Origin of the sequence: Candidatus Avedoeria danica (genome assembly GCA_016703025.1) — a bacterium.
GTDB lineage: Bacteria > Chloroflexota > Anaerolineae > Epilineales > Epilineaceae > Avedoeria > Avedoeria danica.
The window spans coordinates 2,278,473-2,291,706 of record JADJCV010000004.1 but is presented as its reverse complement, the minus strand read 5'-3'; the positions used below and the strand labels follow the sequence as shown (position 1 = coordinate 2,291,706).

General features: G+C 72.0%; 13 protein-coding genes. 4 read left to right on the top strand and 9 right to left on the bottom strand.

The window, feature by feature from the left end; all coding sequences use genetic code 11:
* Positions 1 to 116: 116 nt before the first annotated feature.
* The 8 genes from IPG72_12245 to IPG72_12210 form a co-directional block, all read right to left on the bottom strand.
* A complete protein-coding gene (locus tag IPG72_12245) occupies positions 117 to 1,178 on the bottom strand; it encodes a prephenate dehydrogenase/arogenate dehydrogenase family protein (protein ID MBK6769758.1) in 1,062 nt (353 codons plus the stop codon).
* A gap of 15 nt (positions 1,179 to 1,193) precedes the next feature.
* Entirely contained in the window at positions 1,194 to 1,724 is a 531-nt protein-coding gene (locus IPG72_12240; GenBank protein MBK6769757.1) for a hypothetical protein, read from the bottom strand.
* Between the two features lie 16 nt (positions 1,725 to 1,740).
* Positions 1,741 to 2,382, bottom strand: coding sequence for a site-2 protease family protein (locus IPG72_12235; protein MBK6769756.1), 642 nt, complete (start codon positions 2,380 to 2,382; stop codon positions 1,741 to 1,743).
* A gap of 257 nt (positions 2,383 to 2,639) precedes the next feature.
* Positions 2,640 to 2,813, bottom strand: coding sequence for a hypothetical protein (locus IPG72_12230; GenBank protein ID MBK6769755.1), 174 nt, complete (start codon positions 2,811 to 2,813; stop codon positions 2,640 to 2,642).
* Positions 2,814 to 2,923: 110 nt separating this feature from the next.
* Positions 2,924 to 4,072: a cobalamin-independent methionine synthase II family protein gene (locus IPG72_12225; GenBank protein ID MBK6769754.1), complete on the bottom strand. Its 1,149-nt coding sequence runs from the start codon at positions 4,070 to 4,072 to the stop codon at positions 2,924 to 2,926.
* 128 nt (positions 4,073 to 4,200) lie between these two features.
* On the bottom strand, positions 4,201 to 5,028 hold the full coding sequence (locus tag IPG72_12220) for a PhnD/SsuA/transferrin family substrate-binding protein (protein MBK6769753.1): 828 nt from the start codon (positions 5,026 to 5,028) through the stop codon (positions 4,201 to 4,203).
* Entirely contained in the window at positions 5,025 to 6,170 is a 1,146-nt protein-coding gene (locus IPG72_12215; GenBank protein MBK6769752.1) for an acyl-CoA/acyl-ACP dehydrogenase, read from the bottom strand. The genes IPG72_12220 and IPG72_12215 overlap by 4 nt, the downstream gene beginning before the upstream one ends.
* A gap of 56 nt (positions 6,171 to 6,226) precedes the next feature.
* A complete protein-coding gene (locus IPG72_12210; protein MBK6769751.1) occupies positions 6,227 to 6,682 on the bottom strand; it encodes an OsmC family protein in 456 nt (151 codons plus the stop codon).
* Positions 6,683 to 6,968: 286 nt separating this feature from the next.
* Between IPG72_12210 and IPG72_12205 the strand changes: the two genes are divergently transcribed.
* The 4 genes from IPG72_12205 to IPG72_12190 all read left to right on the top strand — a co-directional run bounded on the left by IPG72_12205 (position 6,969) and on the right by IPG72_12190 (position 12,657).
* Positions 6,969 to 8,714, top strand: a complete 1,746-nt coding sequence (locus IPG72_12205; GenBank protein ID MBK6769750.1) for a DUF1573 domain-containing protein — start codon at positions 6,969 to 6,971, stop codon at positions 8,712 to 8,714.
* An 18-nt stretch (positions 8,715 to 8,732) separates the two neighbouring features.
* Positions 8,733 to 9,065: a hypothetical protein gene (locus IPG72_12200; GenBank protein MBK6769749.1), complete on the top strand. Its 333-nt coding sequence runs from the start codon at positions 8,733 to 8,735 to the stop codon at positions 9,063 to 9,065.
* A 107-nt stretch (positions 9,066 to 9,172) separates the two neighbouring features.
* Complete coding sequence (locus tag IPG72_12195; GenBank protein MBK6769748.1) at positions 9,173 to 10,051, top strand: sulfurtransferase; 879 nt, start codon at positions 9,173 to 9,175, stop codon at positions 10,049 to 10,051.
* 29 nt (positions 10,052 to 10,080) lie between these two features.
* The gene (locus IPG72_12190) at positions 10,081 to 12,657 is read left to right on the top strand and encodes a phospholipid carrier-dependent glycosyltransferase (protein ID MBK6769747.1); all 2,577 of its coding nucleotides are present in this window, start codon (positions 10,081 to 10,083) and stop codon (positions 12,655 to 12,657) included.
* A 38-nt stretch (positions 12,658 to 12,695) separates the two neighbouring features.
* Here IPG72_12190 and IPG72_12185 read toward each other — a convergent pair whose 3' ends face one another.
* On the bottom strand, positions 12,696 to 13,073 hold the full coding sequence (locus IPG72_12185) for a DUF4870 domain-containing protein (GenBank protein ID MBK6769746.1): 378 nt from the start codon (positions 13,071 to 13,073) through the stop codon (positions 12,696 to 12,698).
* Positions 13,074 to 13,234: the final 161 nt, after the last annotated feature.

Genomic DNA, 13,234 nt, shown 5'->3' with positions numbered 1-13,234 from the left:
GGGGGTGTGGTGCCGGTGTCGTGTGGACTCTGGGATCGCAAGGACCGCACGGTTCGCAAGGATCGACGGCTTCAGCCGTTGATCGCCTGCGCTGTCCCTGTCTGCCCTATCTACCCCTACCGCCCCTTCCTTCGCCCCAACAACAACCCCCGCAGCGGGTTCGCCGACCCGATGTCGTTCCAGGCGGCGTTCTGGTCGACGCCGTCGCCTTGGCGCCGGTCCAGGCTGGCAGGGGCCAGGTGCGCACGCGCAGCGTCGGCCTCGGTCAGCCATTCGCCGATCGCTGCCGCGTCCGCCGCGGCGATGCGAACGCGCAGCTCGGCGAGCTCGCGGCCGAGCGCGTCCAGCCATGACAGGACGGCCGACCGGTCCATCATCGCAGCCGCGGCCGCGTCCACGCCGTCGCGGCCGGTGGCCAGCCACGTGGTGTGCATGCTCGGGGGCATCAGCCGCCCGATGTCGGTGGCCGACGGGCTGTGGCCGAGGACGCGCGCCAGGGCGGCGCCGGCCAGGTGGGGCAGCTGGTCGACAGCGGTGGCGAGCGCGTCGTGCTCGTCCGCGTCGATGAAGTACGGCTCGGCGCCGATTGCGTCGATCAGGTTCGTCAGCACGCGGACGGCCGCCGCGTCGGCTGACGCGGCCGGCACGATGCAGTAGGCGACGCCGGTGAATGGTGACGCCGCCGCCCCCGTACGGCCCGCGCCGGGCGTCCCATCGGCGTCGGCGTTCACCGGCGTCGCATCGGCCGCCGCGCTTGCCGGCGCCGCAGCCGCCGCGTCCGCCGCCACGAGCCGACCGGCGAGGATCGGGTGGCCGCTGATGAACGAGACGCCCGCCGGCAGGTCGGCGGCGGCGCGGAGCACGGGGCGCATCACGGGCGCTGTGTCCGTGACGAGCGAGCCGGGGCGGACGTGGGGCGCGATGTGCTCGATCGTCAGCAGCGTCTGATCGAGCGGCTCGGTCAGGACGATCAGGTCGGCATCCTCGACGGCGGCCACGAGGTTCCAGCGCGCCTCGTCGATTGCGCCGGCGGCCAGTGCGGCCTTGGCGCGGGCAGCGTCGCGGTCGTGTCCCACCAGTCGGTAGTCCGTCCGGACGTGCGCCAGCGCCCGGCCGAGCGCGGTCCCGACGGGACCGAGGCCGATGATCGCGATGACGGGGGGCTGCTCACGGGCCATGGGTCATCCTCCTTCTCAGCACGTCGCATCCGCCGCGCACAGCGCCGCGTGCCACGCGGTCAGCGGCGTGCCGCGCCAGGCATCGGGCGCCTCGCGCTCGTGGTATCGGATGAGGGCGACGACGTCCGGCGCGGCGCCCTCGGTCTCCACCCAAACGGCCCCGCGCTCCGGATGGTTCGCCACGGCCCAGAACGGCCGGCGCCAACCCGTCGGGCAGCCGGACAGCCAGCGCCACACGGGCGGTACGGAGCGACGGAGCACGACGCGCGCGACGCGGTGCGGCAAGCCGACACCGGCCTCCGCCTTGCCGAGATCGTGCAGCAGCCCGGCCTGGAGGAGCGGCGGCGCGGTCGCCCCGGCCGCCTGCAATCGACCGAGGACGTCGAGGCCGTGCTGGCGGTCCTCGGGCGACATCCGCTCGAACAGCGCGTACAGGGCGGGCGGGAGGACGGCGCGGGCGGGTGCGGGGTCGATCGGGCGGCGGCGGGCGGCGAGGGCGTGCCAGAACTGGCGGTTGCGGTAGCGGGCGGCGGTCAGTACGGGCATGGGGTCGGGGCGGCGATCAGGCGATCGCCGGGCCGGCCAAGAGGCGGAGGATCCACTGCGCCGGGGCCTGCACGAGCCAGCTGAAGATGTCGAACGTTCCGTTGCGACCCATCAGGATGACGATGAGGAGCACGATGGGCCCGTAGCGCTCGTACTGCGCCAGCCACTCCGCGCGGCTCGCCGGCACGAGCCCCATGAGGACCTTCCAGCCATCGAGCGGCGCGACGGGGATGAGGTTGAAGAAGGCGAGGAACAGGTTCAACAGCGCGAAGAAGAGGAGGAACGAGGCGACGAACGTCGGCCAGCGGCCGTCCGAGGCCGACAGCGCGCGGGCGCCCAGCGCCGCGATCGTCGCCAGGATCATGTTGGAGACCGGTCCGGCCAGGGCCACTTGCAGCATTCCCTGGCGCGTCAGCCGCCAGCCGTTCACCGGCACGGGCTTGGCCCAGCCGAAGCCGACGAGGAGCATCATCAGCGAGCCGAGCGGATCGAGGTGCTTGATCGGGTTGAGCGTCAGCCGGCCAAGGCGCGCCGCCGTGTCGTCACCGAGATGGTTGGCCCACCAAGCGTGCGCGTACTCGTGGAACGTCAACCCGATGACGAGCGCGGTGATGAGCGCGACCCCTTGGATCGGGTTGCGGAAGAGCTCGAAGATCATCGACGGATGTGCCTTGGGGGTTGGGGACGGGACGGGCAGTATAGCATCCGCCGAACAGCAGAAGGGCCGACCCAAAGTGGGCCGGCCCTTCTGCTGTGATCCGATAAGCTGAACCAATCAAAAGGCACGAATGGCCGTTCGTCGGCCGCCGCTCGCAGAACACAGACCCTCGTCTGCGGTGACCAGTACTCTGTCACTGCGGAGACTGCGGACCACTTCCTCTGTCGGATATCCGAAGCGTGTCCAGTGACAGAGTACTAGAAGCCCTTCAAGAGACAGCCGATGGCCAGGACCGCCCATCCGGCAAACGACAGCCAGCCGGCGTAGGCGGCAAGCGCGGCGATGACGCCGAGCGGGCCGGCCAGCAGGCCGAGGATGGCCAGGACGGCGGCGATGAGGTACACGATCTGGGTCGGGGCGGACAGCTTCACAGACTTCTCCTCTTGGGATGGGCGGATGTGTGCTGCTGATCGCACGGGCGCAGGGTAGCGCGATTGGCATTGGCCGTCCAGTGGACCCAGTCGCGCGCATGCACCTGCGATCACCCCAACGGATCTTCGCGAACCACCCGCGCCGCCGCCACCATCGCCCGCAGCTTGCCCGCCACCCGCGCGCCGTCGTTCATCGGCCGCAGCGCGAACGTGCCGAAGCCGCAGTCGGGGTTGATCGACAGGCGGTCGATCGGCACGACGTCGAGCGCCGTTCGGATCCGCGCGACGATGTCGTCGACCGCCTCGATCTCGTCCGTGCGCGGGTTGACGACGCCGAGGCCGAGCGCTTTGCCGCCCGGGTCGACGACGGCGCCGGCGCGGGGCGTGGCGTACTCGAGGACGAGCTCGTCGACGGCGAGCGCGTCGAACGTCGGCTGGAGCGGGGCGTAGCCGCCGGAGAGGAGGGTGCGTTCGTCGCGGCTCCAGTTGCCGCGGCAGACGTGGAGCGCGGTGCGGACCGGCAGGTCGGCTGCGACGCGGTTGATCAGATCGACGGCGAACGCGAGCTCCTCTTCGGGATCGCTGCGCGCGGCCAGGGCGGCGCACATGAACGTGCGTGTCTGGCCGCGGCCGAACACGAGCTCGCTGAGGACGGGCTCGTCGAACTGGACCACGGCCGCGCCGCCCGCGGCCAGCGCCAGTGCCTCGGCGCGCAGGAGCGCCACGACGTCCTCGGCCAGCGCCTCCTTGTCGGCGTAGACCCTGCCCGTCAGCTCGGGCACCCACATCGCCCGGGTCAAGAGGTACGGGCCGGGCAGCGGCACTTTGACCGGCGCGTCGGTGAGGCCGCGCACGAACGCCAGCTCGTCCGCCGCCAGCGGCTCGCGCGCCACGAGCCGGCCGACGCACGTCGGGTTCGTGATCGCGTACGCCGGGACGTCGAGTGTGGCCAGGAGTCGCTCGAAGCCGGCCTTGTCCTCGACGTGGTCGAGCATCTCGGCGAGCGTCATCGCCCGAACGCCGTCGAGCTTCTCGGCGACGAAGCTGTAGAAGTTGTCCCGCCGCTGCTCGCCGTCCGTGACGATGTCGATGCCGGCGGCGGTCTGGAGCGCCACGGCGTCGCGCACGGCGGCGTCCGCCACGGCGTCGAAGCCGGCGCGGTCGAGGTCGCCGCGGCGGCGGGCCTTCAGGGCGCGCAGCAGCTCGGGCGAGCGCGGAAGGCTGCCGACGGTCGTGACGGGGAGCGGTGGGAGCGGCATGCGACTACCCGGCCGCACGTCGACGCGACGATGGACGCGCCGGCGCGACGTCGCGTGCTGCGTCAGCGTGTCGCGGCCGGTGGCCATGCCAGGCCACCGTGTTGCGGCCGCGATGCGTCGGACAGGTACTAGCGGTCCGCATCGAAGTACCCGAACGCCTCGACCGCCTCCGTCAGCGGGCCGAAGCCGCTCGTCCGGCCCGGCAGCCACGCCTTCAGACCCTCGAGGTCCATCATCTCGCGGTGATCGGGGTTGGCGTAGTCCATCGTGAAGAGCGTCTCGAGCCAGGCGCGCTCCATCGCCGCGTCGAAGTCGTCCCGCACCGTGAACACGCAGTGGTCGAACGGGGGCGTCGTCGCCAGGATCCGCGTCGTCGCCGGGTCGAGCGTCCCATCGGCGGTCCAGCCGGCGTGGTTGAGGTCGAGCATCGCACACGCGTCCGCGCCGCCCGCCAACAGCGCGTCGAGGGCGTCGCGCTCGCCGCCGACGTGGTCGCCGTGCTTGCCGACGAGGACGTTGTGGCGCAGCACGGTCACGTCCTGGCCGGGCACGAGGCCGCTGGCGGCCAGCAGGCCGAGCGGGATGAGCGTCGCCTGGGGCGAGTCGGCGGCGCCGACGGCGATCGTTCGGCCGCGCATGTCGGCGAGGGTCGCCACGTCGCCGTCCGCGCGGACGACGATGTGGCTCACGCGATCGCGGTCCGTGTCGCGCATCGCGATCGCGCGGCACGTGCCGCCCGTACGGCGCACGGCGTCGACCCAGGCCAGCGGCGAGTTCCAGGCGATGTCGAGGTCGCCGTCCAGGAGGGCCGTTACGAGCAGGCCGTAGTTGCTGTAGAACACGAAGTCCATCGGGGTGCCGTGGTCCTCGAAGTAGGCCTTGATGATCTCCCAGATCGTGACGACCTTCGGATCGTACGCCACGGCGCCGACGATGATCGGGCGGAGGGGGGTCATGCGAACAGCTCCATGCCACAGAGGGCCTTGCCGATGAAATCGTGCAGGACGTCCGTCGTGGGCGCCATGACGCTGCCGGCGCGGGCGTCGCGGAAGTTGCGCTCGATGCTGAGGTGGCGGCTGAACGCGGCGCCGCCGCACGCCTTCATCGCCAGGTCCGTCACGTGCAGCGCGGTGTCGCTGGCGGCGGCCTTGGCCTCGAGGACCATCAGCATCGTCGTCGGCCCCGGATTCTCGACGGCGTCGAGGACGGCCCCGAGGTGGGCGCGGCCGCGGTCCGTCTCGATGCGCATCTTGGCCAGGCGGGCGCGCAGGTTCGGCAGGTCCGCCAGCTTCGTGCCGAGGTGCTCGAATCCCTTGCCGGTCAGATGCGCCTGCGTGCCGGCCACCGCCGACTCGGCGATCCCGAGCGAGACGGCGGCGTTGCCGATCGCGAAGATCGGCAGGCCGATGCCGAGCATCGCGTCCATGCCCTTGCCGGGCTCGGACAGGAGGCGATCGGCCGGGATCGTCGTGCCGTCGAGCGTCATCGGCGCGCTGGCGTTGCCGCGCATGCCCATCGCCACCCACGGTCCGCTGACGGCGAGGCCGGGGTCGCCCTTCTTGACATAATACAAAGCACTGTCGAGCGGCCCGGTGCTCAGCGGCGCGCGGCTCGAGACGACGTAGCCGTCGGCGATGCCGGCGGAGGTCACCCACGACTTGTCGGCACGCAGCGTCACGTGGCCGTTCGTGGCCACGGCCTGGCCGATCGGCGCCCAGAAGTGGCTGCGCGACCCCTTCTCGCTCCAGGCGAGGGTGCTCAGGTGTCGTCCGGCCGCCGCCTCGCGCAGGGCGTCGCCGGCCACGTCGGGGCGCGCGGCGTAGTACGCCACGCCCGCGACGTGCATGAGGTAGACCATCGCCGTCGACGCGCAGCGCTGCGCCAGCTCGTCGAGCACGGCGGCCATGACGCGCGGGCCCTGGCCGAGGCCGCCGAACTCGGTGGGCACCGTCAGGCCGAGCAGGCCGGCCTCGCCGAGGGCGCGGATGGACTCGGCCGGGAAGCGGCCGCGCTGGTCGACATCGTCGGCGTTGGGGGCGAGGGCGGCGTCGGCGACGGTCCGCACGCGGTCGAGAAGGGCGGTCTGATCGGCATCCAGACGGTACACGGGGTGCTCCTGGTGCGGTGCCGGCCGCCGTGCGACCGGCGGGCGGGTCACGGGGTCGGGCAGAGGCGGACGGTGAGCGCGACGCTGCGCTCCAGCGTGGTGTACAGCGGGGAGCGGGCGCGGGTCACGGCCCAGGCGCGCTCGACATCGGGCGCGGCGGCGTCGGACGAGACGTAGAGCGTGCCGTCGATGGCCGCGATCCGTGGGCTGCCCACCTCGCCGATGACGCCGAGGTGGACGAGTGGGTTGTCGAGCGTGCAGCGCAGGACGGCCTCGAGGGCGTCGTGCGGCAGGCGGGCGCGGCGGGCGGTCGCGGCGAAGGTCGAGAGGAGGTCGGCGCCGAGGGCGGCGAGCAGCGCCTCGACGGCGGACGGCAGGGGGGCCTCGGCGTCGAAGCCGGCGGCTGCGCCTAGCCGGAGGACGTGGCGGCGGGCATGCGCCGTCGCATCGTCGGGACCGTCGGCGCGCACGCGCACCGTCCAGGCGTGGGTCACATCTTGCATCGGGACCAGCCCGTCGGGCGCGCATGCATGGGGGGAGTATGGGCCACTCCGCGGCGGAGCACAAGGCGATCGCCGCGCCGACGCAGGCAGTGAGGTGACACCGTCGCGGCGATGGGGTGTCAGCGCCGCCGCCGTCGGAAAGGACCGGATTGACGCCGGAGCCGGGCCGTTCACACTGTTCAACCTCAGGATGCGACCTCAGGATGCGACCTCAGGACGCGACCAGGCGATGCGACTGCGGTCCGAGCCCTGCAACTTGCCCGACTTCCAGGAAGGACATTGCACGATGTGGAACAGGCGATCGCGATGGCGGTCGGAACCCGAACAGGCGGCCGGCACGGCCGACCGTCACGCCGACCGGCTTCGAGCCGCCCTTGTCGGCCTGCTGGCGTTGACCTTGCTGGCGGGCTGCTCGACGGACAACGACCCGGCGGCGACGGCGCCCGACGCGGCGGCGCCGGCCTCCTCGGCCGGAGCGGCCGGCGAGGGTGCGGCGAGCGGCGACGCGACGAGCGGCCAGGAGCCGTCGGCCGCGGGGCAGGAAGGGGGCAGCGAAGCCCGGCTCGTGCCTGGCCAGTATCTCTCCCCGCTGGCCCGCCTGCACCGGCTCGAGGGCGACAAGACCCACCTTCACGTCGACGAGGTCCGGTACCGGGCCGATGACCAGAAGCTGTTCCAGTGCAGCTACACGTTCGGCGTCGTGGATGCCAAGGACCCCGCGAACCTGCGCTACCTGGCGCAGAACATCAAGCACAAGGTTCCGGACGACGAGCGCAGCCCCGGCTGCATCCACCTCGCATGGGACGGCGACATCGTCTACACGACCCACCGCGGCAACATCAGCAACCCGGCGTTCCTGAGCGGCTGGGACATCGCCCAGACCGACCCCGAGGACGACACGAAGATGGTGCCCGCGCAGATCCCGGTCCTCCAGGAGCCGGGCGTCAGCTACGAGGGAGTCGACGTCGCCGACGGCGTCATCTATGTCGCGCTGGCCAAGGACGGGCTCGGCGTCTACAAGCGCGATCCGGCGACGAACGTCGTTTCGCGCGTCGGCGAGCTGAAGGATATCGGCAGCACGTGGGGCATGCGCGTCGTCGGCACGACGGCGTACCTCACGACCCTGGCCGGCGAGCTCGTCACGGTGGACGTGACCGATCCGACGGCGCCGAAGCTCCTCGGCAAGGCCGACACCGGCGGCGTGGCGCGCGGCTTGGCGGTCGATGGAACGATGGCCTATGTCGCGGCGGGCTCGGCGGGCCTCGTGCTCGTCGATGCCTCGGTCCCCACCGCGCCCAAGGTCGTCGGTCAGGCCCCCATGCCTGGCACGGCGATCCGCGTCGACTACTCCGCCGGGCACGCCTTCGTGGCGGCCTGGAACGACGCGCGGGCGTACGACGTCAGCGATCCGGCAGCGCCGAAGTTCATCGGCGCCGCGCGCCAGACCCAACAGTCGACGTACGGCGCCAACGCCGGTGACCTCGACACCGGGCGCCCGCCGGTGACGGTGCGCAACCTCGGCATTGCCGCGCATGAGAACATCGTCTTCATCGGCAACTGGTGGGTGCTCTACAGCTACCGCATGCTCCCGGACCGCACGGCGCCCAACCTGCTTCTGCCGGAGGACGCGAACACGATCGACTTCGGTCTCGTGGCGGCCGGCGAGACGAAGACCGTGCCGCTCGAGGTGACGAACCAGGGCACGGCGCCGCTGAACCTGTTCGGCAACTGGACCGAAGGCGAGGCGTTCACGGTCAGCCCCGAGCAGGTACAGGTGGCGCCGGGCGAGAGCACGACGCTGCAGCTCAGCTTCACGGCCAGCGTCACGGACACGGCTTGGAGCAACCTCCACATCTGGTCGGACGATCCCGACCAGCCGAAGCGAACCGCCTACCTGACCGTCAACCGCGACGGCCTCGGCATCGGGCGCATGCTGCCCGAGACGAAGGTCACGCTTCTCGACGGCTCCGAGTGGTCGACCGCCGAGGGAACAGGGAACGTGCAGGTGTTGGCGTACTTCGCCACCTTCTGACCGGTCTGCAGTCTGGAGTTGCCAGACATCGAGGATCGGATCTGGACGAAGTTCAAGGATCAGGGTGTGGTGGTGGCGGCGATCGATCCGAACGGCGACAGCGCCGACGGCGTGCAGGCATGGTCCTCGTCGAGCGGGGTCACGTATCCCATCGGACTCGAGAGCCCCGACACGCCGACGTACAAGGCGCTGGTGAAGAACTTCAAGGGGCTGAACCCCTACCCGGTCGACGTCGTCGTCGGCAGGGATGGCACGATCGCCTACATCTCCCGTGAGTACGATCCCGACGGCTTGCTGGCGGCGGTCGAAGCGGAACTGGCCAAGGAGGCCCCGACGGCCCTGGCGAGGTAGTCCCGGCTCGATGCTGAGCCTGCGGTCACCCCACCGGGCGATGCGCCCGGTGGTGGGCTAGAATCGGCGGCATGCGTACCCAAGACGATCTGCGACCGACCGCCCCGATGACGCCAACGCCGTCCGCCCTGCCGTGGACGGTGCTCGTCGACGTCCGCGCGCTGGCCGCGCGCCTGGATGCGGACGGCACCGAGTTGGCCGTCGTCGATTGCCGCCACCGCCTGGCCGATCCCGCCTGGGGCGCGACCGCCTACCGCGAGTCGCACGTCCCAGACGCGGTCTTCGCCGACCTCGACCGCGACCTCAGCGCGCCCGTCGTGCCCGGCGTCACCGGCCGCCACCCGCTCCCGTCGCCCGACGCACTGGCGGCGACGCTCGGCGGCTGGGGGATCGATGCGGCGACCCAGGTCGTGGCCTACGACGACATCGGCGGGGCGTTCGCGGCGCGGCTGTGGTGGCTGCTGAAGTGGCTCGGGCACGATGCCGTCGCGGTCGTCGACGGCGGCTGGCCCGCCTGGCTGGCGGCCGGGCTGCCCGTGCGCAGCGGCGTCGAGCATCGCGCGGCACGAACGTTCGCGCCGCGCCCCCGGCCCGCGATGGTCGCCGACGCCGACACGACCGCGGCGGCCGCGGCAGGCGGCACGGTGCGCGTGCTGGACGCGCGGGCGGCGGACCGGTTCGCCGGGCAGAACGAAACGATCGATCCGGTGGCCGGCCACATCCCGGGCGCGGTGTCGCTGCCCTTCGCGGGCGGCCTCGGGCCGGACGGGCGGCTGCTGTCGCCGGCTGTGCTCGCGTCGCGCTTCGACGGGGCCCTCGCCGGCGCCGACGCGGCGGAGGCGATCGTCTACTGCGGCTCGGGCGTGACCGCCGCTCACCTCGTGCTGGCCGCGGCGCACGCCGGACGGCCGCTGCCGCGGTTGTACGCGGGGTCGTGGTCGGAGTGGATCGTCGATCCGGCGCGCGGGGTGGCGACCGGGGCGTGAGGGCCGGTCGGCCGCCGTATAATCGCCCTATGTTCCCGCCCCGTTCATCCATCCGCGCCCAACGCACGCTGGCGGCGCTCGCCGTGGCGGTCTTCGCCCTCGCCCTCGTCCCCCGCCTCTGGCGCATCGATGCCCATCTGACGCCTGACGAGCTGCGCTGGGTCTGCCGGACGGTCGGCTTCCACACCGGCCTGCGGACCGGCGACCTGGCGCTCACGCTCCAGACCGGACACCCCGGGGTGATCACGATGTGGCTGGGCGGGATCGGGCTGCCGGTGGCGCCGGAAGCGGCGTGGTCGAAGGCGTGCCTCGGCTCGGACAGCAGCGAGCTGCTCTACGAGCTCGCGCCGGCCGATCGACAGGTGATCCTCGACCGGCTGTACGCCGGCCGCCGCCGCATCGCGTGGTTCACGGCCTTCCTGGCGGGCGTGACCGTCTGGCTGACCGCCCGCCTGCTCGGCCGGCGCACGGCGCTCTTGGCCGCGCCGCTCGTGGCGCTCGACCCGTTTTGGCTGGCGCATTCGCGGTTCCTTCATCTGGACGGCGTGCTGACCGGGCTCGTGAGCGTGGCGCTGCTGACGTTGTTGCTCTTCCTGGTGGGCGATGGGGCGGGCGACCGGGAGGTCGTCGGGCCAGGCGACGACCGTCGTCCGGCCGGCCGGCGCTGGCTGATCGTCAGCGGCGTCTTGCTCGGCATGGCGCTGGCGGCCAAGTCGCCGGCCCTCTTCGTCGTGGGCTACGGGGGCGTGCTTTGGCTCGCGCTGGCTCGATGGCGTCGGACGGGGCTCCGGACGATGATCGGCGAGGGTGCGCTCTGGCTGGCCGTGGCGGGCGTGACGCTCGTCGCGCTGTGGCCGGCGCTGTGGGCGGAGCCGCTTGCGGTGGCCCGGCTGTACTTGAGCGAGCTTGCGTCCCATGGCACGGCGACGTTGGAGCGGGCGAGCTTCTTCGCGGGCGAGGTAAGGGATGATGCGGGGCCGGGGTTTTACGGGATCGTGTGGTGGCTGCGGACGAGCCCTTGGGTGGTGGGAGGGGTGGGGTTGGTGGGGGTCGCAGGCATCGCGGGTATCTCGGGCATCGCGGGCGAAGGTGGGGTGCGGGGCAATGCGGGGGCGCGAGGGCTCGAGCGCCGGATTGTCGTCGGCGCGCTGCTCGGCTTCATCATCCTGTTCACGGTGTTTCTCACGGCGGCAAGCAAGGAGTTCGATCGCTATCTGTTGCCCGCGTTCCCGGCGGCGGACATTGTCGCGGCGGCGGGGTGGGTGGGGGCGGTCGGGTGGCTGGGGCAGTGGTGGGCGGCGCGAACATCGAGGCGCGCCGGACAGCCCACAAACGTCCGTGCAGGGGCACGGCATGCCGTACCCCTCGCCGTGATGTTCGTGTTGGCGACGCAGCTGGCGCTCGTCCTGCCGATCGGACCGTACTGGGTGACGTGGTACGACCCGCTCGCCGGCGGGGCGGAGCGGGCGCAGCAGCTGGTGCTCGTCGGGTGGGGCGAAGGGCTCGATCAGGCGGCGGCGTTCCTGAACGGCCAGCCGGGCGCGGCGGACCTCGAGGTCGCCGGCCGCTACCGGGCGGCGTTCGGGCTGTTGTTCGACGGCCGGAACGTCCAGACGGACGATTACGCGCCGGACACGACGGACTACCTCGTGGTGATGCTCAACCAGGTGCAGCGCCACCAGGACCCGGAGCTGTTGGCCAAGTACATGGGCGTCGACCCGCCCGCGTTCGCTGCCGAGATCGGCGGGATCACGTTGGCCTGGGTCTATCGCAACCGGGCCGACGAGGAGGTCGCGGCGTTCCTCGACGCCAACGGGGATCCGGCGATGGACGCGCTGGTCATGCGTTCGCGCAACATCCTGGTCCGCCGCTACGCCGGCCCTCTCCCGATCATCAAGTACGGCGACGCGACGGACGACGTGCACATGGCCCGCGGCGTGATCGACGCGCTCGGGCGTCTGCCGCGCGTCTGGCACGTCCACCGCGCAGAGGGCGAACGCGCACCCGCCGACGCGCGCATGACGCTCTTGCTGGAGACCGGCGCGCATCGCTTCGATCACCACGTCATCGGCGACCTCGTGATCGACGGCTACCGGGATGCCGACCCGCGGGCGCTCCTTCCGGCCGTGTCGCGCCGACTGTCCGTCGACTTCGGCGCTGCCGGCACCCTCCGCCTGCACGGGCTCGCCCTGCCGGACGGGCCCTGGCCCAACGACCGTCAGGGCGCGCTCCGGTTCGCCTGGCGGGCCGTCGGCCCGATCGACCCGCCCGCCACGCTGAGCGTGCAGCTGATGGATGCCACCGGCGCCCAGCGCGCCCAGCTGGACGAGCGGTTGGTCGATGACGCAGGCGACGGGACGGACGATTGGACGCCCGGCGTCGACGTCGCGACGCGGCACGCGCTGGACGTGCGCGGCCTGCCGGCGGGTGACTACACGCTGTCGATCGGCACGTACACGGCCAGCGACGGCGATTGGGAGGCACTGCCGACGCACGGGATCGAGGTCGCGGGACTGGCGGCGGCGGGACTGGCGGCGCGGGTCGAGGGCAACCGGCTGCTCATACCGGTGCGCCTGGCGGACGGGGCGGCGATGCGCGCGCCGTGAGGGGCGCGCATCGCGCCGGGCACGGCGTCGACGGCCGGCTACCGCACGAACCGCATCGTCACCGGATAGCGGAACGCCTCGCCCTTGTCGGCCTTGAGCGCGGCGATGATCGGGCAGATCAGGCCGAGGAGGAAGACTGCCAGCAGTCCGATGCCGATCAGCCCGAAGCTGCCGAACATGGCTGCCACCGCGCCGAACGATAGGGCCGACGAGTCCATTCCGGAGCCGGCCATCATGCCGCCCACGGACCCGAACGTCGTCACGATGCCGACAAAGATCAGGACGACGAAGTAGATCAGCTTCGAGAGCTGGAAGTTCACGGCTTCCCGGCCGTTCTCGTCGATGAACGGATCGTCAGCCCGCTTGACCAGCCAGACGGCGAGCGGGCCGAAGAGCGAGCCGAGCGGGATGACCATTCCCAGGAAGGCGGCCAGGTGGCACAGGACGGCGGTCTGGCGGATCTGCTGTTCGGTGATCGGGGGCACGGGGCACCTCGTGGCGCAGCATGTGGAGCGGTCGCGCGGACGGACGGCGGATTCTACGCGACAATCGCCGACCCGGTCGCGCGCCCCGTGGG

Bases quoted from the DNA above. Each gene is read 5' to 3' on its own strand.
- IPG72_12245 (MBK6769758.1), bottom strand. From the start codon at position 1,178: ATGGCCCGTGAGCAGCCCCCCGTCATCGCGATCATCGGCCTCGGTCCC.
- IPG72_12240 (MBK6769757.1), bottom strand. From the start codon at position 1,724: ATGCCCGTACTGACCGCCGCCCGCTACCGCAACCGCCAGTTCTGGCAC.
- IPG72_12235 (MBK6769756.1), bottom strand. From the start codon at position 2,382: ATGATCTTCGAGCTCTTCCGCAACCCGATCCAAGGGGTCGCGCTCATC.
- IPG72_12225 (MBK6769754.1), bottom strand. From the start codon at position 4,072: ATGCCGCTCCCACCGCTCCCCGTCACGACCGTCGGCAGCCTTCCGCGC.
- IPG72_12220 (MBK6769753.1), bottom strand. From the start codon at position 5,028: ATGACCCCCCTCCGCCCGATCATCGTCGGCGCCGTGGCGTACGATCCG.
- IPG72_12210 (MBK6769751.1), bottom strand. From the start codon at position 6,682: ATGCAAGATGTGACCCACGCCTGGACGGTGCGCGTGCGCGCCGACGGT.
- IPG72_12205 (MBK6769750.1), top strand. From the start codon at position 6,969: ATGTGGAACAGGCGATCGCGATGGCGGTCGGAACCCGAACAGGCGGCC.
- IPG72_12195 (MBK6769748.1), top strand. From the start codon at position 9,173: ATGACGCCAACGCCGTCCGCCCTGCCGTGGACGGTGCTCGTCGACGTC.
- IPG72_12190 (MBK6769747.1), top strand. From the start codon at position 10,081: ATGTTCCCGCCCCGTTCATCCATCCGCGCCCAACGCACGCTGGCGGCG.
- IPG72_12185 (MBK6769746.1), bottom strand. From the start codon at position 13,073: ATGGTCATCCCGCTCGGCTCGCTCTTCGGCCCGCTCGCCGTCTGGCTG.